The organism is Agrobacterium sp. SOY23 (assembly GCF_027212525.1).
GTDB lineage: Bacteria > Pseudomonadota > Alphaproteobacteria > Rhizobiales > Rhizobiaceae > Agrobacterium > Agrobacterium tumefaciens_I.
Window position 1 is genome coordinate 171,688 of sequence record NZ_JAPWDT010000001.1, and the last position, 22,381, is coordinate 194,068.

The 22,381-nt window shown below is 61.3% G+C and carries 23 protein-coding genes; 13 read left to right on the forward strand and 10 right to left on the reverse strand.

The window, feature by feature from the left end; all coding sequences use genetic code 11:
- The first annotated feature begins 3 nt into the window (after nt 1-3).
- From O3S81_RS00825 to aidB, 12 genes are all read left to right on the forward strand, one after another.
- Nucleotides 4-261, forward strand: coding sequence for a DUF1272 domain-containing protein (locus O3S81_RS00825; protein ID WP_269340315.1), 258 nt, complete (start codon nt 4-6; stop codon nt 259-261).
- Between the two features lie 21 nt (nt 262-282).
- Entirely contained in the window at nt 283-588 is a 306-nt protein-coding gene (locus O3S81_RS00830) for an urease subunit beta (RefSeq protein WP_063948241.1), read from the forward strand.
- 1 nt (nt 589) lies between these two features.
- Nucleotides 590-946, forward strand: a complete 357-nt coding sequence (locus O3S81_RS00835; protein ID WP_269340317.1) for a GFA family protein — start codon at nt 590-592, stop codon at nt 944-946.
- Between the two features lie 9 nt (nt 947-955).
- The gene (locus tag O3S81_RS00840) at nt 956-1,375 is read left to right on the forward strand and encodes a lysozyme inhibitor LprI family protein (protein ID WP_269340319.1); all 420 of its coding nucleotides are present in this window, start codon (nt 956-958) and stop codon (nt 1,373-1,375) included.
- A gap of 5 nt (nt 1,376-1,380) precedes the next feature.
- Complete coding sequence (locus O3S81_RS00845; RefSeq protein WP_269340320.1) at nt 1,381-2,025, forward strand: Urease operon accessory protein; 645 nt, start codon at nt 1,381-1,383, stop codon at nt 2,023-2,025.
- A 4-nt stretch (nt 2,026-2,029) separates the two neighbouring features.
- Entirely contained in the window at nt 2,030-3,739 is a 1,710-nt protein-coding gene (ureC, locus tag O3S81_RS00850) for an urease subunit alpha (RefSeq protein ID WP_269340321.1), read from the forward strand.
- A 12-nt stretch (nt 3,740-3,751) separates the two neighbouring features.
- Nucleotides 3,752-4,417, forward strand: coding sequence for a TIGR02117 family protein (locus O3S81_RS00855; protein ID WP_269340322.1), 666 nt, complete (start codon nt 3,752-3,754; stop codon nt 4,415-4,417).
- A 154-nt stretch (nt 4,418-4,571) separates the two neighbouring features.
- Entirely contained in the window at nt 4,572-5,108 is a 537-nt protein-coding gene (locus O3S81_RS00860) for a peroxiredoxin (RefSeq protein ID WP_269340323.1), read from the forward strand.
- A gap of 349 nt (nt 5,109-5,457) precedes the next feature.
- Nucleotides 5,458-5,949, forward strand: coding sequence for an urease accessory protein UreE (gene ureE / locus O3S81_RS00865; protein WP_173987519.1), 492 nt, complete (start codon nt 5,458-5,460; stop codon nt 5,947-5,949).
- 3 nt (nt 5,950-5,952) lie between these two features.
- Nucleotides 5,953-6,624, forward strand: coding sequence for an urease accessory protein UreF (locus tag O3S81_RS00870; protein WP_269340324.1), 672 nt, complete (start codon nt 5,953-5,955; stop codon nt 6,622-6,624).
- Between the two features lie 254 nt (nt 6,625-6,878).
- Entirely contained in the window at nt 6,879-7,490 is a 612-nt protein-coding gene (gene ureG / locus O3S81_RS00875; protein ID WP_003520595.1) for an urease accessory protein UreG, read from the forward strand.
- Nucleotides 7,491-7,493: 3 nt separating this feature from the next.
- On the forward strand, nt 7,494-8,318 hold the full coding sequence (aidB, locus tag O3S81_RS00880) for an AidB family quorum-quenching N-acyl homoserine lactonase (RefSeq protein ID WP_269340326.1): 825 nt from the start codon (nt 7,494-7,496) through the stop codon (nt 8,316-8,318).
- Nucleotides 8,319-8,390: 72 nt separating this feature from the next.
- Here the strand turns inward: aidB and O3S81_RS00885 are convergent, their stop codons facing one another.
- The 10 genes from O3S81_RS00885 to O3S81_RS00930 all read right to left on the reverse strand — a co-directional run bounded on the left by O3S81_RS00885 (nt 8,391) and on the right by O3S81_RS00930 (nt 21,475).
- Entirely contained in the window at nt 8,391-9,080 is a 690-nt protein-coding gene (locus tag O3S81_RS00885) for a Crp/Fnr family transcriptional regulator (RefSeq protein ID WP_269341372.1), read from the reverse strand.
- Between the two features lie 455 nt (nt 9,081-9,535).
- Nucleotides 9,536-12,856, reverse strand: a complete 3,321-nt coding sequence (locus O3S81_RS00890; RefSeq protein WP_269340327.1) for an efflux RND transporter permease subunit — start codon at nt 12,854-12,856, stop codon at nt 9,536-9,538.
- Between the two features lie 13 nt (nt 12,857-12,869).
- Nucleotides 12,870-14,057 (reverse strand): efflux RND transporter periplasmic adaptor subunit, encoded by a 1,188-nt coding sequence (locus O3S81_RS00895; protein WP_269340328.1) that lies wholly within the window; start codon nt 14,055-14,057, stop codon nt 12,870-12,872.
- A 503-nt stretch (nt 14,058-14,560) separates the two neighbouring features.
- Nucleotides 14,561-15,553, reverse strand: a complete 993-nt coding sequence (locus O3S81_RS00900) for an ABC transporter substrate-binding protein (RefSeq protein ID WP_269340329.1) — start codon at nt 15,551-15,553, stop codon at nt 14,561-14,563.
- 21 nt (nt 15,554-15,574) lie between these two features.
- The gene (locus tag O3S81_RS00905; RefSeq protein ID WP_269340330.1) at nt 15,575-16,447 is read right to left on the reverse strand and encodes an ABC transporter permease; all 873 of its coding nucleotides are present in this window, start codon (nt 16,445-16,447) and stop codon (nt 15,575-15,577) included.
- On the reverse strand, nt 16,444-17,319 hold the full coding sequence (locus O3S81_RS00910; protein ID WP_269340331.1) for an ABC transporter permease: 876 nt from the start codon (nt 17,317-17,319) through the stop codon (nt 16,444-16,446). Before O3S81_RS00910 ends, O3S81_RS00905 begins: the two co-directional genes overlap by 4 nt.
- A 222-nt stretch (nt 17,320-17,541) precedes the next feature.
- A complete protein-coding gene (locus tag O3S81_RS00915) occupies nt 17,542-18,336 on the reverse strand; it encodes an ABC transporter ATP-binding protein (RefSeq protein WP_269340332.1) in 795 nt (264 codons plus the stop codon).
- The gene (locus tag O3S81_RS00920; RefSeq protein WP_269340333.1) at nt 18,333-18,770 is read right to left on the reverse strand and encodes an NUDIX hydrolase; all 438 of its coding nucleotides are present in this window, start codon (nt 18,768-18,770) and stop codon (nt 18,333-18,335) included. The genes O3S81_RS00915 and O3S81_RS00920 overlap by 4 nt, the downstream gene beginning before the upstream one ends.
- Before the next feature lie 3 nt (nt 18,771-18,773).
- Entirely contained in the window at nt 18,774-20,231 is a 1,458-nt protein-coding gene (gene hydA / locus O3S81_RS00925; RefSeq protein ID WP_269340335.1) for a dihydropyrimidinase, read from the reverse strand.
- The gene (locus O3S81_RS00930; RefSeq protein ID WP_269340336.1) at nt 20,228-21,475 is read right to left on the reverse strand and encodes a Zn-dependent hydrolase; all 1,248 of its coding nucleotides are present in this window, start codon (nt 21,473-21,475) and stop codon (nt 20,228-20,230) included. Before O3S81_RS00930 ends, hydA begins: the two co-directional genes overlap by 4 nt.
- Nucleotides 21,476-21,735: 260 nt before the next feature.
- Here O3S81_RS00930 and O3S81_RS00935 point away from each other — a divergent pair, with 260 nt between their 5' ends.
- Complete coding sequence (locus O3S81_RS00935; protein ID WP_269340337.1) at nt 21,736-22,377, forward strand: TetR family transcriptional regulator C-terminal domain-containing protein; 642 nt, start codon at nt 21,736-21,738, stop codon at nt 22,375-22,377.
- The last annotated feature ends 4 nt before the right edge of the window (nt 22,378-22,381 follow it).

Genomic DNA, 22,381 nt, shown 5'->3' on the forward strand with positions numbered 1-22,381 from the left:
GGTATGGCGTTGGAACTGAGGCCCAATTGCGAATGTTGCGACCGCGATCTTGCGCCCGACAGCCGCGACGCGATGATCTGCTCGTTCGAATGCACCTTCTGCGCCGACTGTGTGACGAATGTGCTCAAAGGCGCCTGCCCGAATTGCGGCGGCGAACTGGTGCGAAGACCCGTCCGCTCGGCGGAAAAACTCGTCAACAATCCCGCGTCGACACGGCGCGTCCTGAAGGCCGAAGGCTGCGTGGCCGCAACCGCCGCCTGAGACAGAAACAAGGGGAGCACCATGAAGCCAGGCGAAATCATTGCCGCAGAAGGCACAATCGAACTGAATGCCGGCCAGCCGACGGTGACGATCGAGGTGGCCAATTCGGGCGACCGGCCGGTGCAGGTGGGCAGCCATTATCATTTCTTCGAGACCAATGCGGGTCTCCTCTTCGATCGCGACAAGGCGCGCGGCATGCGTCTCGATATTCCGGCCGGCACGGCGGTGCGTTTCGAACCCGGCCAGAAGCGGGAAGTGACGCTGGTGCCGCTTTCCGGCAAGCGTGAGGTTTATGGTTTCCGTCAACAGGTCATGGGGAGGTTATGAAATGGCGACGGCGCATTATCATGGAAGCTGCCAGTGCGGCAGCGTCAGCTTCGAGGTCGATGCCGATCTCGACCATACCGTCATCTGCAATTGTTCGCGCTGCAAGCGGCTCGGCTCCACGCTCGCCTTTGCGCCGCGGGAGAAATTCACCCTGCTTTCCGGCGAGGACAAGCTGAGCGAGTATCTGTTCAACAAACACAAGATCCACCATTTTTTCTGCTCCAACTGCGGCATTGAAAGCTTTGCCTATGCCGATGGGCCTGACGGTACGCCGATGGTGGCGGTCAATGCCAATTGTCTCGACGGTGTCGATCCAAGGGCGCTGAAGTCGCAGGCTTTTGATGGCGCGGCGGCCTGAGCGATGGTGATGAACCCGCAAAATTTCCGTTTGGCCGTCGCGGCGCTGCTGTTTCTGACGGGCAGCGCGGCAGGCCCGGCGCTTGCCGATGACGCGCCCGATTGCAAGGCGCCGCAGACGCAGGCGGATATGACCATCTGCGCCGGCAAGGACCGTGAAAAGGCCGACAAGGATCTGAACGCCGCCTATCAGAAGCTTCGCAAGCAGCTTGCCGAGCGCGACAAGACCGCTGACGCAAGCAGCAAGGGTGCGACCGACGCTCTGGTGACGGCCCAGCGCGCATGGGTGGCGTTTCGCGACGCCAATTGCGCGCTATCAGGTTTTCAGGCGCGTGGCGGCACGATGGAGCCGATGCTGATCGCTTCCTGCCTCGCCGATATGAGCAGCAAGCGCGCCGATGAATTGCGCCAGTTGTCGGAAGGCTTCTGAACGGCATGGGGCGTCGGATCATGATTGTCGGAAACGGGGAGCTGCCGCCGGGTGTGGCTGGTTTCATCGATCTTTCCGATATCGTCATCCGCTTTAATGATTGCCGGTCGCTCGGCGCCGGCGGCAGCCGCACGGATGTGGTGGCCGTCTGCAACACCGGGCGGCCGGGCCAGGAGATGACGGAAGGCAGCGGCTGGCGCGAAAGCGACGGCGTGCGGCAGGCCTCCGCCCTATGGTCGGTGCGCGATCCCGCGAAGTTTTCAGAGATGGAGCCGGGCATTCGCGCGCGCTGGCCGGAGCTGACCGATTTCTGCGCCGATTATACCCCCGGTTTTGCGGCAATCGCCGCGGAAACCGGCAAGAGCCATATCGTCATTCCACGCGACGTGCATGAGCGGCTCGATGCGGCGCTCGCGGCCTATGCGCCGGCACCCTATGTCTGCCCCAGCACCGGCCTTTTTGCCATTGCCCATGTTCTAGAGAGCGTGAGCGGCGATGGTGACGAGGTGGCGATTGCCGGTTTCGGCCATCAGGGCTGGAGCGGTCATCCCTTTGCCGCCGAACAACAACTGGTCGAAGCCCTCTCAAACGAGGGCCGGCTGACACGAATTTCTCCCACATCGATTTTCTCCGCGTCCCAAGGAGCCTGAGCCCATGCCTTACAAGATTTCCCGCGCCGCCTATGCCGGCATGTTCGGCCCGACCGTTGGCGACAAGGTGCGTCTTGCCGATACCGAACTCTTCATCGAGATCGAGAAGGACCACACGACCTATGGCGAGGAAGTGAAATTCGGCGGCGGCAAGGTCATTCGCGACGGCATGGGGCAGAGCCAGGCGACGCGCGCGGAAGGGGCTGTCGATACCGTCATCACCAATGCCGTCATCGTTGACCATAGCGGTATCTACAAGGCGGATGTGGGGTTGAAGAACGGCCGCATCCACGCCATCGGCAAGGCCGGCAACCCGGATACGCAGCCGGGCGTGACGATCATCGTTGGCCCTTCGACGGAAGCGATTGCCGGCGAAGGCAAGATACTTACCGCCGGCGGCATGGACGCGCATATTCACTTCATCTGCCCGCAGCAGATCGAGGAAGCGCTGATGAGCGGCGTGACCTGCATGCTGGGCGGTGGTTCCGGCCCCGCCCATGGTACGCTTGCCACCACCTGCACCGGCGCATGGCATATCGAGCGGATGATCGAGAGCTTCGATGCTTTCCCGATGAATCTGGCGCTGGCCGGCAAGGGTAATGCCTCGCTGCCGGCACCGCTGGAAGAAATGATCCTTGCCGGCGCCTCCTCGCTGAAGCTGCATGAGGACTGGGGCACAACACCGGCCGCTATCGACAATTGCCTGACGGTGGCCGACGAATATGACGTGCAGGTGATGATCCACACCGATACGCTGAATGAAAGCGGTTTCGTGGAAGACACGGTCGCCGCCATCAGGGGCCGCACCATCCATGCTTTCCACACCGAAGGTGCGGGCGGCGGGCATGCGCCTGATATCATCAAGGTCTGCGGCAACCCGAATGTCATTCCGTCTTCCACCAATCCGACGCGGCCCTATACCGTCAATACGCTGGCCGAACATCTGGACATGCTTATGGTGTGCCACCATTTGTCGCCGTCCATCCCGGAAGACATCGCCTTTGCCGAAAGCCGCATCCGCAAGGAAACCATCGCGGCGGAGGATATCCTCCACGATATCGGCGCGTTTTCGATCATTTCGTCGGACAGCCAGGCCATGGGCCGTGTCGGCGAGGTGGCGATCCGCACCTGGCAGACCGCCGACAAGATGAAACGCCAGCGCGGCCGCCTGAAGGAAGAGACCGGCGAAAACGACAATTTCCGGGTGCGCCGTTACATCGCCAAATATACCATCAACCCGGCCATCGCCCAGGGTGTGAGCCATGAGATCGGCTCCATCGAAGTCGGCAAACGTGCCGATCTGGTGTTGTGGAACCCGGCCTTTTTCGGCGTGAAGCCTGAAATGGTGCTGCTTGGCGGTTCCATTGCCGCAGCCCCAATGGGCGACCCGAATGCCTCCATTCCCACACCGCAGCCAATGCATTATCGGCCGATGTTTGCCGCCTATGGCAAGCTGCGCACCAATTCCTCGGTGACCTTCGTTTCGCAGGCGTCGCTGGATGCCGGCCTTGCCCAGCGCCTCGGCGTTGCCAAGAAGCTGCTGCCGGTGAAGAATGTACGCGGCGGCATTTCCAAGGCGTCGATGATCCACAATTCGCTCACCCCGCATATCGAGGTCGATCCCGAGACTTACGAGGTGCGGGCGGATGGCGAGCTTCTGACCTGCGAACCGGCGACCGTGCTGCCGATGGCGCAGCGTTATTTCCTGTTCTGACGGCGTTTCGTCTTGAGAGGTTTCATAAGGTGGATCGGCGGTGCGGTGCTGCTGATCGTCGTGCTTCTTGTGCTCGGCACCGTCGTGCCGCGCCCTTTTTTCGCCGATGACGAAAACGGCGCGAAAGATCGCGAAATTCTGCTGTTGTCCAACCCGATCCACACCGATATCGCCCTGCCGGTGGATGACGATCTGCGGCGGGTGTTCGCCGAATTGCAGGAGGATGGCATTGCAGTCAATCATCCGGCTGCTGCCTATCTGGTGTTCGGCTGGGGCGGCCGCTCGTTTTACATTCAGACGCCCACCTGGGCCGATCTGAAGCCGATGCCGGTGCTGCGCTCGTTCACGCTGGACAGTTCCGTCATGCATGTGGATGTGACCGGGGATTTTCCCGCCGATCTGGCCGGGGTGACACGTCTTCACATTTCCGAAGCGGGGTATCAGCGCCTTGTCGAGGGCATCAGGGCAAGTTTTGCCAGAAACGGTGATAAAGTTCAGCATGTGCCCGGCGTCGCCTATGGCCTGACGGATGCGTTTTTCGAGGCCGATGGCTGGTTCAATGCGCTGGTCGGCTGCAACACCTGGTCGGCCGCCATGTTGCGGCAGGCCGGTATTCGCACCGGCTGGTGGACGCCGTTGCCGCCGCTGTTGCGCTGGTCGGTCGAGCTGCACAATTAATCCATGCGCAGTGTGGCGTTTCGCTCATTTGACGTCTGGTAGTCGGATTTTTATGCTGCACCGCAATGCATCTTGCGCTATGGAAGCGGCAAAAGAATTCCGCGTGGATCGATCCCAAGTGGTCCGCGTAAAACGCCAGAACAGGAGACAAGACATGCTCGGCAAAAAAGTGCCCGCCGTTACCTTCCGCACGCGCGTTCGCGATGAGGCCGTTGGTGGCCCGAACCCTTTCCGTTGGCAGGACGTGACCTCTGACGATTATTTCAAGGGCAAGAAGGTCGTGCTGTTTTCGCTACCCGGCGCTTTCACGCCCACCTGCTCGACCTACCAGCTTCCCGATTTCGAAAAGCTGGCCGGTGAATTCCGTGCGCTCGGCATCGATGAAATCTATTGCCTGTCGGTCAACGACGCCTTCGTCATGAATGCCTGGGCCAAGGGCCAGAACCTCGAAAACGTCAAGGTCATTCCGGATGGCTCGGGTGAGTTCACCCGCAAGATGGGCATGCTGGTCGCCAAGGACAATCTTGGTTTCGGCATGCGCTCCTGGCGTTACGCCGCCGTCATCAATGATGGCCTGGTGGAGCAGTGGTTCGAGGAAGAGGGTTATTCGGATAATTGCGAATCCGACCCTTACGGCGTTTCCTCGCCGCAGAACATTCTCGAAAACCTGAAGGCACGCGTCGCGGCCTGATTTCGGTTTCATGATTTTGTGAAGGCCCGGCAGCGATGCCGGGCTTTTTCTTTTTCTGAGGTGCTGCTTTCTCGCGCGACGGCCTCTCCAAGCTCCGTCACCCGGACCTGATCCGGGGTCCAGCGCGATCAAGTCTTTGATCACGTGGGAGTCTTTTCATGGCGCAGACGCGCTGTGGCTGGATGCCGGGTCAAGCCCGGCAGGACCGAGGAGAGGTTTCCAGGTAACGTCAACCCTCCGAGCCGACGATGCCATTGCCTTTTCAACCTTATGAAATCGCGCCTTGAAATCACCCCGCCTATCCGTCAAAAATCACCTTCCCAAGACTGTTTCTGAAACGGATCATCCCATGCTGCGCGTCACCTCCTATCACCCCGCCGGAACCCCCGGCGATGAGCCCTCCGGTTATGTCACGCTGGCGCATGACCAGCGGCATCTGCGCCGCAAGCTGCTGCATCTGCAGAATGACGAGATGGTGATGCTGGACCTGAAGGAAGCCGTGCTTTTTGCCCATGGCGACCTGCTGGTGGTGGAAAACGGTGATCTGATCGAGGTTCGTGCGGCGGATGAAAAGCTGTTCGAAATCAAGGCTAAGGATCGGCTTCACCTGATCGAGCTCGCCTGGCATCTGGGCAACCGGCATCTTTCCGCCCAGATCGAGGAAGAGCGCATTCTCATCCTGCGCGATCACGTCATCCGCGCCATGCTGGAAGGCCTCGGCGCCACCGTGCGGGATGTGGAGGAACCTTTCCAGCCGGCACGCGGCGCCTATCACGCCCATGGCGGTCACTCCCATGGCCATGATCACGGGCATGGCCACCACCATCATGACCACGGCTGAGGAATGAGCGAAGATCGCGGCGTTGCCGCGCTGCTGCGGCTCATGGCCTGGATGTCGCCGGCCTTTCCGGTCGGCGGTTTTTCCTATTCCGGCGGGCTGGAAAAAGCCGTGGAGGACGGGCGTGCGCGTGATGCCGCGGCGCTTCACGGCTGGGTGGAAACGCTGCTGTGCCATGGCAGCCTGTGGAACGATGCGGTGTTTCTGGCACATGCCTGGCGAAGCTCAAAGGATGGCGTTGCGTTGAGCGAAGCGGCGGATCTTGGCCGCGCGCTGGCCGGTTCGGCGGAACGTTATCGCGAAACGGTGCTTCTGGGAGATGCCTTCATTGCCGCTGCCGGCGCGTGGCCGCATGCGGTTCTGGAGCTGTTGCCGAAAGAGGCGCCTTATCCTGTCGCCACAGGTGCTGTGGCTGCCGGCCACGGAGTGCCGTTGCGTGAAACAATTGCCGCTTTTCTGCATGCCGGCGTTTCGCAGATTGTTTCGGCCGGTATCCGTCTTGGTGTTGCCGGGCAAAAGGATGGCGTTGCGATTCTTGCCGCAAGCGAGGGGGTGATCGCGGAGGTGGCGGCACGGGCGGTGCAATCCACGCTCGACGATCTCGGCAGTGCGACGATCATCGCGGATACGGCGGCGATGCGTCATGAAACACAGGGCACGCGGCTTTTCCGCTCCTGAGGGGAGCGCCATAGCAATCTATGGAGCGAGCGGGTGCCACGCGTTTCTTCTCCCCGCCGGGGAGAAGTCCGCGGCAGTGGGATGAGGGGGCGAGGGTGCGATCTATGGCTGGCGCTGCCCACTCTCCGACCCTTCGGGCCACCATCTCCCCGGCGGGGAGAAGAAACAGGCGGCATGGTTCTTGCTTGCCCTTGAAGCGTCGGTCCAAGGCATTATGGTTGAAAACACCAAAGCATAGCGAAGGGAACAGAGTGATGAAATCGGGTAATGGTCCGCTGCGCGTCGGCATTGGCGGGCCGGTGGGTTCCGGCAAGACGGCGCTGACGGAAAAGCTCTGCAAGGCGATGAGCGCCGATTATTCCGTCGCCGTCGTCACCAATGATATCTATACCAAGGAAGATGCCGAGGCGCTGGTGCGCATGCAGGCGCTGCCTTCCGAACGGATCGTCGGTGTCGAGACGGGCGGTTGCCCGCATACCGCCATCCGTGAGGATGCGACGATCAATCTGCAGGCGATTGCCGGGCTCAATGCGCGGTTTCCCGATCTCGACGTGGTCTTCATCGAATCCGGCGGCGATAATCTCGCGGCGACCTTTTCGCCTGATCTTGCCGATATCACCATCTATGTGATCTCCGTCTGCCAGGGCGAGGAAATTCCGCGCAAGGGCGGGCCGGGTATTACCCGCTCCGACCTGCTGGTCATCAACAAGAAGGACCTCGCGCCCTATGTCGGCGCCGATCTGACGGTGATGGACAGCGATGCGACCCGCATGCGCAACGCCATGCCCTTCGTCTTCACCGATATGAAGCGCGGCGATGGCGTTGATCGTATCGTCGGTTTCCTGAAAGAGCAGGGTGGTCTCTGAAATATGGCCATGTCCCGCCGTTTCGGCGCTTACGAGGTTTCCCGTTTTGTCGATGGCGTCTACAAGGCGCCGGTTGGCCATCTCCTCCACCGTCAGGGTGCCGAAGCGTTGGCTGCGGCCCTTGCCGGACATCAGGGCGAAACGGTGGATATGGACGTCAACTGTTTCGCGCTCTCTGGGCCTGATGGCGTTTTTCTGATCGATGCCGGTTGCGGCACCGCCTGGGGCGCTGGTTATGGCCACGCCCGGGCGGCCATGATCGATGCCGGAATTCAGCCTGCCGATGTCAGCCGTGTTATCCTCACCCATATTCACGGCGACCACGCGCTGGGGTTGATCGATGGCGACCGGCCCTATTTTCCCAACGCGGACATATGGGTACCCGAGGCCGATCTCGGCTTTTTCTCCAGCGCGGATGCGCGCAAGACCTTGCCGCCGGCCCGGCAGGGCGGCTTCGATCTTGCCGCAAGGCTGCTCGATGTTTGCGGGGCGATGCTGCTGCCTATCCCCATGGGCAAGATTGACGACGACATCGAGGCGATCGCCATGCCCGGCCACACGCCGGGGCATAGCGGCTATCTCATCGGCAGCGGCGATAACCGGCTGTTATTGTGGGGCGATGTGCTGCATGTGAGCGAATTGCAGGCGAAGGATCCGGGCGTCGGTTTCGTCTATGATATCGATGCCGCGCTTGCTTACGAAACACGCCTCAAGGCGCTGGCTGAAGTGGCCGATCACGGCTTACTGGTTTCCGGCGGCCATCTCGGCGGGTTTTTCCGTGTGGAGCGGCAGGGAGACAGCTTCCGCCTTTTGCCGCAGCCGGCGTGATCTCCGCTTTTCCGGAATGCTGAAGGGCGGCATGCCGGCTGGCATCCCGCCCTTCTTCCTCTCCCGGTGTTTTCAAATCTGCTTCAGCGCCGCGACGTCATTGACCTGCACGATGCGGCCGCGCACGGTGACGCCGGCCTTTTTCAGAGCAGAAAAAGCGCGTGACAGCGCTTCCGGCGCAAGGCCGAGCTTGCCGGCAAGCAGGCTTTTCTGGAACGGCAGCCGCAGCGAAAAGGATGTGGCGTCGCGCGGACCCTGATTGATGAGGTAATGGGCGACGCGCTGCGGCGCCGTCTGCAGCCGGTCATTGGCAATGCAGTCCATGGTGGAGAGCAGGCTGTTGGACAGGCAGCGCATGACGGCCTTGGCGATTGCTGGTTCCTGATCGATCAGGCTGCGGATTCGTGTGAGTTCGAAACGCGCCACGGTGCAGCTTTCCGCCGCCTGCGCACTGTAACGATAGGTATCGCTGCCGAAGATCAGGCATTCGTTGAAGGTATCGCCGGGGCCGCTGACGCGCACATCCGCCTCGCGCCCGTGCCGGTCCAGCCGGTAAAGGCGGACATAACCCGACAGCACGCAGTAAAAATGCTGCGCCGGCTCACCTTCTTTGAAGAACACATGGCGGGCGCTCACATTGGTGATGGCCGCCGCCTCCATCAGCTTCAGCGCCGCCGCGTCATCCGCTATCCCGATCAAGGGTGCGCGCAGCAGAATGTTCCTGTCCCTGTTGCTCAGCTTCACGGTCTTGTTCACGTCCATCCGGCTCCCGCTCAAACCTTTTGCCGGGCTGTCCGAAGCGACACGAAACCGGGGAAGTTCCTTCTCCCTCACGCCTATCTGCAAAGAACTCATCGCATTTTTCCTCGACCGGCAATTCCCGATGCGAGGGAGACTAGCAGTTCACCTGAAAAGCGAATTGATTTCGATCAAACGGGGTTTGATGGGGTTTGTGGGAGCGGAAATGTGATCGGACCTGCTCCGGAGCACAGGGGAAAGTATGGAGCGGGTGGGTGCGGCATGTTTCTTCTCCTCGAGGGGGCAGAAGGTCGCGGCAGCGGGATGAGGGGGCGAGGTTCGAGATATACGGAGAGCTAGCCCCTCATCCGACCCTTCGGGCCACCTTCTCCCCGGCGGGGAGAAGAAACAAGCGGCGGCGCTGTGCCACAAGCAAGCCAAAATAAAAACGCCGGGCACAAGGCCCGGCGTTGCAGCTTTCACTCCGCAGCGAGCGGCGGTAGTCGCAATATATTGCTGCCCTTGTCACTGGCCTTGTCGCCGGTGCCCTTTTCCATGCTGGCGACCCGGGCCTCCAGCGAGGAGAGCGCCAGGCTGTTCTCGTGGGCGATCTCCGAGAGTTTCTCGTTGGAGAGAGCCTCCTCCTCCACTTCCTTCTTGCCGACGAAGCGGCCGAAGAGGTGGGCGAGCAGGCGCGACAGGTCGTCCATGATCAGGAAGAAGGCGGGAACCACTATCAGCGACAGAACCGTCGAGACGATGATGCCGCCGATCACCGCGATCGCCATCGGCGCGCGGAAGGAACCGCCTTCGCCGACGCCGAGTGCCGAGGGCAGCATGCCCGCCGACATGGCGATGGAGGTCATGATGATCGGGCGGGCGCGCTTGCGGCCGGCCTCCACCATGGCATGCACCCGTTCCATGCCGTGACGGCGCATTTCGATGGCGAAATCCACCAGCAGGATGGCGTTCTTGGTCACGATGCCCATCAGCATCAGGATGCCGATGAGAACGGGCATGGAGAGCGCGTTCTGCGTGATGATGAGCGCGACCGCCACGCCGCCGATGGCAAGCGGCAGCGAGAACAGGATGGTGAAGGGCTGGATGACATCCTTGAACAACAGGATGAGCACGACCAGCACCAGCATCAGGCCAAGCAGCATGGCGTTCACGAAGCCCTGCTGCATTTCGCCCTGCACCTTGGCGTCGCCACTTTCGGCAAGGCGAACGCTTGCCGGCAGGTCAGTTTCCGACACGATGCGCTTGAACTCGGCCGTCGAGGTATCGAGCGCCGTGCCGAAGGGCACGTCGGAGCCGATGGAGACGACGCGGTTGCGGTCGTTGCGCTTGATCGAGCTTGGACCTTCCGAATAGTCGATATCGGCGACGCTGTAGAGCGGCACCAGCGACCCGGAAGCGGTCTTGATCTTCAGAGCGCGGATGGTGGCGAGATCGCGGCGGGTATCGAGCGAAGCCTGCACGCGGATCGGGATCTGCCTGTCATCCAGCGAGATCTTCGTCAGCTGCGCGTCGATATCGCCGATGGTGGCGACACGCACGGTCTGCGAAATCTGCTGCGGCGTGATGCCGAGGCGGGCGATTTCATCCTTGCGCGGGCGGATCTGCAGTTCGGGACGGGGCAGAGCACCTTCCGAGCTGACGTTGGCGAGGATGGGCGAGGCGCGCAGGCGGCTTTCAAGAATGCCGACGGCGTCGTTCAGATCCTTCTCGTTGGTGGAGAGGAAGTTGAAGGAGAGCTCGCGTTCCGCGCGGTCGTTGAGCTTGATGATGCGGACATCCGGAATGCCGCGCACCTGCGCGAAAATATCCCGTTCCACATCCCATTGCGGACGTGTACGGCCCTTTTCCTCCACCTTCGGCAGATATTGGCCGATGAGCGGAATGGAGCCGAGACCCTTGTTGACCACCAGCTTGAGCAGCGAATGGTCGATATGCTGCAGGATGACGTTGACGGTGGCACGGCGCAGCTCCAGGTCGCCCTTGGGCGAGGCGCCGCCGAGGATGAAGACGCTTTCGACGCCGTTGATGTCACGCAGCGCATGATAGATCTGCGTCGTCGTGCGATCGGTTTCGTCAAGCGTCGCATTGGGCGGCAGTTCCACCGAAAGCGTGACGCGTGAGGCATCATCCGGCGGCAGGAAGCTGCCCGGCACCTGGGCCAGAAGCATGACGGAGGCGACGAGGAAGCCGATGGCGCCGAGCAGCGTCAGATACCGAGCCCACCACTTGCGGGTGGTGGCGGTGACCATGCGCGTATAGGCCTTCATCAGCCGGCTGTCATTGTCGTGGTGGTCGTCCATCGCGTCTTCGGCGCGCATCAGATAGGCCGCCATCAGCGGCGTGATGAGGCGGGCCACTGCCAGCGAGAAGAACACCGAGAAGGCGACGGTGAGACCGAACTGGATGAAGTACTGGCCCGGAATGCCGGGCATGAAGGACACCGGCACGAAGACGGCGATGATGGTGAAGCTGGTGGCGATGACGGCGAGGCCGATTTCGTCCGCTGCTTCCAGTGCCGCGCGATAGGGCGTCTTGCCCATCTTGATGTGGCGGGCAATGTTCTCGATTTCCACGATGGCGTCATCCACGAGAATACCCGTGGCGAGGGTCAACGCGAGGAAGCTGACGAGGTTGAGCGAGAAGCCCATGATATCCATGATCCAGAAGGTCGGGATCGCGGAGAGCGGCAGGGCAACTGCGGCAATCAGGGTTGCGCGCCAGTTGCGCAGGAAGAGCAGGACCACGATGACGGCGAGGATCGCGCCTTCGATCAGCGTGTCGAGCGCCGCCTTGTAGTTGCCATAGGTGAAATAGACCGCGTCATCGACCATCTCTATCGAGACATCAGGATGGGCCTTGCGCACCTGTTCGAGGCTCGCCGCCACGGTTTCGGCGACCGAGACCTCGCTCGCACCCTTGGAGCGGAAGACCGCGAAGGTGACGGCGGGGTTGCCGTTGAACCGCGAGAAGGACTTCTGTTCCTGATAGGTGTCGGTGACCGTGCCGAGTTCGGAAAGCTTGACGAAACGGCCGTTGGAAAGCGCGATCGTGGTGTTGGCAAGCTGGCTCACATCGCGTGTGTCGCCGAGCGTGCGGATCGTCTGCTCGTTGCCGCCCACCTGGCCGCGGCCGGAACCGAGGTCGATATTGGTGCCGCGCAGCTGGCTGTTCACTTCGGTGGCGGTTATGCCATAGGCGTCGAGCTTTTCGGGGCTCAGCGACACGCGCACCTCGCGGTCGGCGCCGCCATAACGGTCGACCTTGCCGATGCCGGACTGGCCCTGCAGCGAACGCTTTATCGTGTCATCCACGAACCAGGACAGTTCTTCCAGCGTCATGTTCGGCGAGGAGACGGCAAAGGTCTGGATCGCCTGTCCCTCGACGTCGATCTTGCTGACGACCGGCACTTCGATATCGGCGGGCAGATCGCTGCGGATCTTGTCGATGGCGTCCTTGGTGTCCTGAACCGCCTCTTCCGTCGGCTTTTCGATGCGGAAGACGACCGTCGTCGTCGACTGGCCGTCGACCACGGTGGACTGGATTTCGTCGACGCCGCTGATGGCGGCGACGGCATCCTCGATCTCCTTCGTCACCTGCATTTCCAGCTCGGAGGGCGAAGCGCCGCTCTGGGTCACGGTGACGGCCACGACGGGAACGTCGATGTTCGGAAAACGGGTGATCGGCAGGGTGTTGAACGCCTGCATGCCGAGGATAATCAAAAGCGCGAAGCCGAGCAGCGGCGCAATCGGGTTACGGATTGACCATGCGGAAAAGTTCATTTCATTCCCTCAGTCAGTTGGACGCAGCCGTCTGGGCTTCCACCGGTCTTATCCGGTCACCATCACGCACGAATGCTCCAGCCTTCTCGACAACCTTGTCTCCAGCGGCAAGACCGCTGACAATCTCGATGAAACCACTGTCTTCTATGCCGGTCTCGATCTTCACCTGCTTGACGACGTCGCCTTCCACCTTGCGGGTGGTCGAGCCTTCACGCCCGGAGGTGACGGCCGACAGCGGCAAAGCGAGTGCATTCGTCTCTTCGACGATGATGGCCGCGCTGGCATACATGCCGGATCGCGCCGGGCTGTTTTCGGGCAGCACCACATGCACGGAACCGAGGCGTGTCGTCGGATCGACGGTGGGCGAAACGAGGCGCACCTTGCCCACTATTTTCTCAGCTCCGCCGGCAACCGTCAAATAGGCTTTCTGGCCGACCTTCACCTTCTGGATGTCGGTCTCGGACAGATCGGCGACGAGTTCGATCGCGCCGTCCTTGATGACGGTGAAAAGCGGGTTGCCGGCGCCGCTGGCAATCGCGCCGACCTTGGCATTCTTGGCCGAAACGATGCCGGCGACAGGGGTTTTCACGCCGGTGCGTGTCAGCTTCAGGTCGACGTCGGCAATCTGCGCATCAACCACCTTGATGTCGGCCTCGCCGGCGGAAACGGCCTGTTTGGCCGCATCGAGGCGGGCCTGCGCAACTTGAGCGGCTGCCTCGGTCTTTTCCGTCTCGGAGACGGAACCTGAACCGCTCTGGCCGAGCTTGGCGGCGCGGTCGCGCTGGCGAAGGGCGTCAGCCAGATTGGCCTGCGCTTCAAGCACCTGCGCCTTTGACTGGGTGACGGAAGCTTCCGCCTTGGCCTTGTTGGCCTCAAGCTGGCTTTTCTGCAGCACGAGGCTGTCGGAGGAAAGCACGGCCAGAACCGCATTCGCTTCCACCCTGTCGCCGATATCGGCATTCAGCGTGTCGATCGACAGGCCGTCAACCAGCGGCTGGACATAGATTTCATCGACCGGGCGGATGGTGCCGGTGGCGATGATGCGGTCCACGAGATCACGTTTTGCGGCATGCGCGACGATGATCGAGGGCAGGTTCTGCTGTTTTACCGGCGCCTCTCCCTCGGCTGCTGCGGAAAGGGGGAGCGCCGTTGCGGAAAGAAGCAGGAAAACGAAGCGGTTAAACGTGACTTTATGCTGCATGTGTCTTGGCTCGCGCAATATCCGCTCACATGTCCTGCGGCTCGGGGCCGTATCTCAAAAGGTCATGCGATGGCGAATGTGAAACAAGGGATCACAATACTTCCTTTTCGATCCTCCCGATTCAAGCGCCCCTCAACGCGAATCTTAAGCACCTTTGCCCCGTGCTTTTTTTACAAGATCAAATTTGGCAGTCTTGTGGGCGGGACTGTAATTCTTGTTGCGGTACAAATCAATCCGCATAGCCGCTATGGTTGATATACATTTTTGTATAGGCGCAGATGTTGTAATTCGCTGGAGGGGTTACCAATACAACCTAACGGCGCTTGAGTCACGGGCGCGAAAAATACCCTCGTCATGCCGGACTTGATCCGGCATCCAGCCACGGCGCGTCTGCGCCGTGAAAGGACTTTCCTGCGATCAAGGACTTGATCGCGCTGGACCCCGGATCAGGTCCGGGGTGACGGCGTGCGGATATTCCCGCGTCTTCGCTTGCCTGCCGCGACCTATTTCAGCGCCGCGTCGGTGATTTCCGTGGTGTAGGCCCCTGCTGGCTCCTTGGTGATGACCGGATCGGAACCGCCGCCGAGCAGCGTTTTCACCGTGCGTTCGTAATCCGCCTTGTCGAGCGCGCCCTTTGAGCCGGCGGTGAGTTTCGCCACTTCGCCCATCATGCGCTTCTGGTGCTTTTCGGTCTGGGCGCCCGAGGCGTCGTTTTCAAGAACGATATCGGCGGCATCGTCAGGGTTTTCTTCCGCCCATTTCCAGCCCTTCATCGAAGCGCGGACGAATTTGACCATGTCTTCCTTGAACTTGGCGTCCTTGAGCTTGTCTTCGAGAACGTAAAGCCCGTCCTCCAGCGTCGCCACGCCCTCATCCTCATATTTGAAGGTGACGAGTTCCTCCGGTTTGAGGCCGGCATCGATAACCTGCCAATATTCATTATAGGTCATGGTGGAAATGCAGGCGGCCTGCTTTTGCAGCAGCGGATCGACGTTGAAGCCCTGTTTCAAAACCGTGACGCCATCCGCACCACCGGTGGTCGGGATTTTTAAGTGCGCCATCCACGACAGGAACGGATATTCATTGCCGAAGAACCAGACGCCCAGCGTCTTGCCCTTGAAATCATCGGGCTTGGTGACACCGGTTTCCTTGAGGCAGGTCAGCATCATGCCGGAGGCCTTGAACGGCTGGGCGATGTTGACGAGCGGCACGCCCTTTTCGCGGGTGGCGAGAGCGGACGGCATCCAGTCGACGATCACATCCGCGCCGCCGCCGGCCAGAACCTGTGCGGGGGCGATGTCCGGGCCACCGGGCTTGATATCGACATCGAGACCTTCGGCTTCGTAAAAGCCCTTGTCCTTGGCGACGTAATAACCGGCGAATTGCGCCTGGGTCACCCATTTCAGCTGCAGGGTGATCTTGTCGGCGGCCTGAGCCCCGAATGCGGTCAGGAGTGACGCGCCGGCAAGAAGCATGGATGCAAGTTTCATTTTCATCGCTGTTCCCTTTTTCGTTATTTACGTTCGTCCCCCACGGACGGACGGATGCCAGAAGGTGACGGCCCGCTCTGCGAGCGCCACGAGACCATAAAAGCCGGAGCCTGCGAGCGCGGCGACCGCGATCTCGGCCCAGACCATGTCGACATTGCTGCGGCCCATTTCCGCCGAGATGCGGAAACCCATGCCGACGATGGGTGTGCCGAAAAACTCCGCGACGATGGCGCCGATCAGCGCCAGCGTGGAATTGATCTTCAGCGCGTTGAAGATGAAAGGCCACGCGGCGGGCAGGCGCAGCTTCACCAATGTCTGCCACCAGCCGGCGGCATAGGTGCGCATCAGGTCGCGTTCCATGTGGCTGGAAGCGGCAAGGCCCTGCACCGTGTTCACCAGCATGGGAAAGAAGGTCATGATGACGACAACGGCGACTTTCGACTGCCAGTCGAAACCGAACCACATGACCATGATGGGGGCGATGCCGACCACCGGCAGAGCGGAGACGAAGTTGCCGATGGGCAGGAGCCCGCGTTGGAGGAAGGGCGAGCGATCGATGAGGATGGCGACGAGGAAACCGAGGCCGCAGCCGAGCACATAACCGGTCAGCACCGATTTGATGAAAGTCTGGCGGAAATCGGCCCAGAGGATCGGCAACGAGCCGAGAAGGCGGGCGAGGATGGCGCTGGGCGCTGGCAAGAGGATGGGCGGCACGGAAAAACCACGCACCACACCCTCCCAGAGCACCAGAATGGCAAGGCCGAAGAGGAGCGGCACGGCGATGCGGCTGATGCGCTTTCCCGAGGAGGAGGTGAAGTTGCGCCGCACCAGCCATTCGTTGAAGGCCCAGGCGGCAAGCCAGAACAGGATCGCGCCGATAAACCAGAAGGGGTTCGTCATGGCCGTGCTCCCATTCTTTTCAGCACCGCGGCGTGGGCGATGCCGATGATCGCGACCAGGAGCGCCGCAACACCGGCAGCCATGAACAGCGCCGCCCATATCTGCACCGTCTGGCCATAATAGGACCCGGAGAGAAGCCGCGCGCCGAGCCCGGCGACGGCCCCCGTCGGCAATTCGCCGACGATGGCGCCGACCAGCGCGATGGCAATGGCGATCTTCAGCGAGGTGAAGAGATAGGGCAGCGCCGAGGGCCAGCGCAGCTTCCAGAAAATCTGGCCCGGTGAGGCATTATAGGTGTGCATCAGGTCGAGCTGGAGGGTTTCTGGGCTCCTGAGGCCCTTCACCATGCCGACGACGATCGGGAAGAAGGAGAGATAGGTGGAGATCAGCGCCTTGGGCAGAAGCCCGGAAATGCCGATGGAGTTCAGGACGACGATAATCATCGGCGCGATGGCGAGGATGGGGATCGTCTGGCTGGCGATGATCCACGGCATGACGGAGCGGTCCATGGCGCGATTATGGATGATGGCAACGGCAAGCAGGATGCCGAGGACCGCGCCGATGGCAAAACCGAGCAGGGTGGCCGAAAGCGTGATGCCGGCGTGGTAGATCAGGCTGCGCTTGGAGGTGATGGCCTTGTTGACCGTCGTGTCCCAGAGTTCGGCGGCGATCTGGTGCGGGGCGGGGAGGACCGGGCGTTCCTGGGCGAAGGTTTGCGGCAGGAGTTCGAAGAAACCCGGCGTCTGGCCGGCGCGGGTGGCCTGGTCGCGGGCGAAGGGTATGTTGAGATAGATGACGGCGAGGTGCCAGAGGATGAGGATGGCAAGGAGGACGGTGAGGATGGGGAGGATGCGGTGGCGGAGGAGGGTCATTGCGGCGTCCTCCTTGGGTGGGGTTTACGCTCACTCCGAGGGTGCGGTTTACCCCCCTCTGTCCTGCCGGACATCTCCCCCTCAAGGGGGGAGATCGGCAAGCGGTGCGACCACCGCTTCATTCGCAAACGGTGAGATGGGCGAGACCCAGCCACGAGTCGATCTCCCCCCTTGAGGGGGAGATGCCCGGCAGGGCAGAGGGGGGTAATGCTGGCGCCGACCTCACCCCTCATAGCCATGCCCCGCCTTCAACCCCTCACGCACCCGATGCGCAATCGCCAGAAACTCCGGCGTCTCGCGAATCTCCAGCGGCCTTTCCCGTGGTAATGTGGACTCGATCACATCCGTCACTCTCCCCGGTCGCGGCGACATGACGACGATTTTCGTCGAGAGATAGACCGCCTCCGGAATGGAATGGGTAACGAAGCAGATGGTCTTGCCGGTCGTGTCCCAGAGTTTCAGCAACTGTTCGTTCAGATGATCGCGAACGATCTCATCCAGCGCGCCGAAGGGCTCGTCCATCAAAAGCAGGTCGGCATCGAAGGCGAGTGCGCGGGCGATGGAGGCGCGTTGCTGCATGCCGCCGGAAAGCTGCCAGGGATATTTCCTACCGAAGCCGGTGAGGTTGACGAGGTCGAGCGTGCGGTCGATGCGTTCGCGCTGTTCGGCCTTGCTGTAACCCATGATTTCGAGCGGCAGGGCGATGTTCTTTTCGATGCTGCGCCAGGGATAAAGGGCGGCGGCCTGAAAGACATAACCGTAGGAGCGGTCCCTGCGGGCGTTTTCAGGCGTCGTGCCGTTGACGGTGATCTCGCCGGATGTGTGTTTTTCAAGATCGGCGATGACCCGCAGGAAGGTGGTCTTGCCGCAGCCGGAAGGGCCGATGAAGGAGACGAAATCGCCCTTGCCGACCTCCAGGTCGACATTCGACAATGCATGGACCGGGCCATCCCCCGTTTCGAAGGTGAGGCCCAGTTTTCTGGCGGAAACGACGGAATAGGAAGGGGCCTGGTTCATCTTGGCTGATTGTCGCTTTCCGAAAGTGCTGCGCGCGCAAGCGGCAGCATCTGGGTTTCCGTCAGTCTGGCGATCGTCACGCCGGGGTGGCTGTCGAGGTCGAGCCAGCGCACTTCCTCGATTTCCGCCTGTGGGGAGACATCGGCATCAAGCCTGGCGATGAAGGCATGGGCGACGACTTCGGCGCCGGTCTCATTGGCGGCTTCCTCGCGAAATATGCCCTCGTAACGCGTGGCATTTTCGGGCAGCGTCAGGCCGATTTCCTCGGCAAGCTCGCGGTGAAGTGCCTGTTCTGGCGTTTCGCCCGGATCGATCTTGCCACCCGGCTGCATGAATTGCGTGGTGCCGCGCTTGCGCACGACAAGCATCTGCCGGCGCTCGTTGAGGAGAATGGCGGCGGCGATGACGATTTCCCGTTTCGGCTTGCTGCTCATGGCTCACACACCCGATGCCGGGATGCCGCTGCGCTCCACCTTGCGCGGCGAAACCAGTTCTTTCCACGTGGAAAGCGCCCGGCTGACGGCGGGGTAAGGATCGCGGGCCACGAACCGGCCGTGGCCTTCCTGCGTTTCGATGGTGGCCTCCTCGATGCTGACGAGGCCACGCGACAGGGTGTAGCGTGGCAGGCCCTTGACCTTTCGCCCTTCGAACACGTTGTAATCGATGGCCGATTGCTGGTTGGCCGCGCTGATGGTCTTTGTAAGCGCCGGATCCCAGACGACGATATCGGCATCGCTGCCGACGAGGATCGCGCCTTTTCTCGGATAGATGTTGAGGATCTTGGCGATGTTGGTGGAAGTGACGGCGACGAATTCGTTCATCGTCAGTCGGCCGGTCGTTACGCCATGGGTCCAGAGCAGCGGCATGCGGTCTTCGAGCCCGCCGGTGCCGTTTGGAATCTTTCGGAAATCGCCAAGGCCGAAGCGTTTCTGCTCGGTGGTGAAGGCACAATGGTCGGTCGCCACGCATTGCAGCGAGCCGGAGGCGAGGCCGGCCCAGAGGCTGTCCTGATGCTGCCGGTTGCGGAAGGGAGGCGACATCACCCGGCGGGCGGCGTGATCCCAGTCGGCATTGGCATATTCGCTTTCATCGAGGATCAGGTGCTGGATCAGCGGCTCGCCATAAACCCGCATGCCGTTCTGGCGGGCGCGGCGGATTGCTTCGTGGGCCTGCTCACAGGAGGTGTGGACGACATAAAGCGGGGCGCCCGCCATATCGGCGATGATGATGGCGCGGTTGGTGGCTTCGCCTTCCACGGAAGGCGGCCGGGAATAGGCATGCGCCTCAGGCCCGACGTTTCCCTCCGCCATCAGCTTTTCCTGCATCTGCGCGACGATATCGCCGTTTTCCGCATGCACGAAGGGAATGGCGCCCAGTTCGGCGCAGCGCGAGAAGGAGGCGAACATCTCATCGTCATTCACCATCAGCGCGCCTTTATAGGCCATGAAGTGTTTGAAGGAGTTGATGCCTTTCTGCTGAACCACCGTCTTCATCTCATCGAAGACCTGTTCGCCCCACCAGGTGACGGCCATGTGGAAAGAATAGTCGCAATTGGCGCGCGTCGCCTTGTTGTCCCACCGGGTGAGAGCCTCAAGCAGCGACTGGCCGGGCTCCGGCAGGCAGAAATCCACCACCATGGTCGTGCCGCCGGCAAGGGCCGCCCGCGTGCCGCTCTCGAAATCATCGGCGGAATAGGTGCCCATGAAGGGCATTTCCAGATGCACATGCGGATCGATGCCGCCCGGCATGACATAACATCCGGTCGCATCGAGCAGCGTGCCGCCTGTCAGGTCAGGCCCGATCTCGGTGATCCTGCCGCCTTCGATCTTCACATCGGCCTTGTAGGTGAGGTCGGCGGTGACGATGGTGCCGTTTTTGATGATGGTGGCGGTCATTCGACGATCTCCGCAGTCTCAAGCACCGCATGCAGCAGCACATCGCAGCCGGCGGCCGCCCATTCCTGCGAAATCTCTTCCGCTTCATTGTGGGAAAGCCCGTCCACGCAGGGGCAGAAGATCATGGTGGAGGGGGCGACCCTTGCCGTCCAGCAGGCATCGTGGCCGGCGCCGGAGATGATGTCCATGTGGCTGTAGCCCAGTCTTTCGGCGGCAGAGCGCACGCGGCCCACCAGCACGGGATCGAAGGTGACGGGGTCGAAATGGCCGATGGCTTCGACGCTGCAACCGACGCCGAGTTCTTCGGCGATACGAGGCACCTCGCGCTCGAAGATGGCGCGCATGCTGTCGAGTTTCGCCTGAGACGGCGTACGGAGATCGATGGTGAAGACCACCTTGCCGGGTAGCACGTTGCGGGAATTGGGTGTGAAGATCATCTGGCCGACGCCGGCGACGGCGCCCGGCTGGTGGGCCATGGCCACTTCCTGCACCTTTTCGAGAATGCGGGCGGCGGCCAGGCCGGCATTGACGCGCATGGCCATCGGTGTCGAGCCGGTATGGGCCTCCTTGCCGGTCAGCGTCACTTCCAGCCACCACAGGCCCTGGCAATGGGTGACGACGCCGATCTGCTTGCCCTGCGCCTCGAGGATCGGCCCCTGTTCGATGTGATATTCGAAATAGGCGTGCATCCTGCGCGCGCCGACCTCTTCTTCGCCCAGCCAGCCGATGCGTTTCAATTCTTCGCCATAGGTCTTGCCGTCGGTATCGGTGCGGCTATAGGCATAATCGAGATCGTGAATGCCGGCGAAGACGCCCGAAGCCAGCATGGCGGGCGCAAATCGCGCGCCTTCCTCGTTCGACCAGTTGGTGATGACGATCGGGTGTTTTGTCCTGATGTTGAGGTCGTTCAGGCTGCGCACCACCTCCAGCCCCGCCAGCACGCCAAGCACGCCATCGAACTTGCCGCCGGTCGGCTGGGTATCGAGATGGCTGCCGATATAGACGGGAAGCGCATCCGGGTCTTCGCCGGGGCGGGTGGCGAACATCGTGCCCATGCGGTCGACGCCCATGGTCAGGCCCGCCGCCTCGCACCAGCGCTGGAACAGGCGACGGCCCTCCGCATCCTCATCCGTCAGCGTACGGCGATTATTGCCGCCGGCAATGCCGGGGCCGATCTTCGCCATGTCCATCAAACTGTCCCACAGACGGTCGCCATTGACCGTCAAGTTCTTACCCGCCGCCATGAAGTGTCGTCCTCACCTGTTTTGTTTTTATCGAAGCAAAGCTTGTGCCGTTCCCTTTTTTGCCGGTTAAGATAACAGCCATTGCCTAAAGATGGCGATGGGGGATAAATTGACCGGCTGGTAAACATTGCAAATTCGCAGTGATGTCAGCAAGGGAATTTCGTGACGAATCGCACTAATTTTGCCTAAACTGTGCGCGACGATTATTTTTTAAGCATACTGTAGCGGCAATTGCACCGAAAAAAAACAGAGAGCAGAGAATGGCCATACCGCGAGCAGCGAAAACACAGAAGCGGACCCGTATCCAGGAAGAAAAGCAGGAAGCTATCCTGGAGGCTGCGCTCAGTGTTTTTTCCATAAACGGCTTTCGCGGTTCCACCATCGACCAGATTGCCGAGGCGGCCGGCATGTCGAAACCGAACGTGCTTTATTATTTCCGCACCAAGGAGGCGATGCATCGCGCGCTGATCGAGCGGGTGCTGGATACCTGGCTCGACCCGCTCAGGGCTTTTGACGCCGAGGGCAATCCCGAAAGCGAGATCCGCTCCTATATTCGCCGCAAACTGGAAATGTCGCGGGATTTTCCGCGGGAAAGCCGCCTCTTCGCCAATGAAATCCTGCAGGGCGCGCCGCATATCGAGGACGAGCTGAAAGGCCCACTGAAGCAACTGGTGGATGAAAAAGTGGAAGTCATCCGCGCCTGGATCAAGGCCGGGCGGATCGCCAAATGCGATCCTTACCATCTTATTTTTTCGATCTGGTCGACCACCCAGCATTATGCGGATTTCGATGTGCAGGTGCGGGCGGTGCTGGGCGAAAAGAACGGCGGCGATGGTCGTTTTGAGGATGCGGCCCGGCATCTGGAGCAGCTTTTCATGGGCGGATTGCGGATAAGCGGCTGAGCGC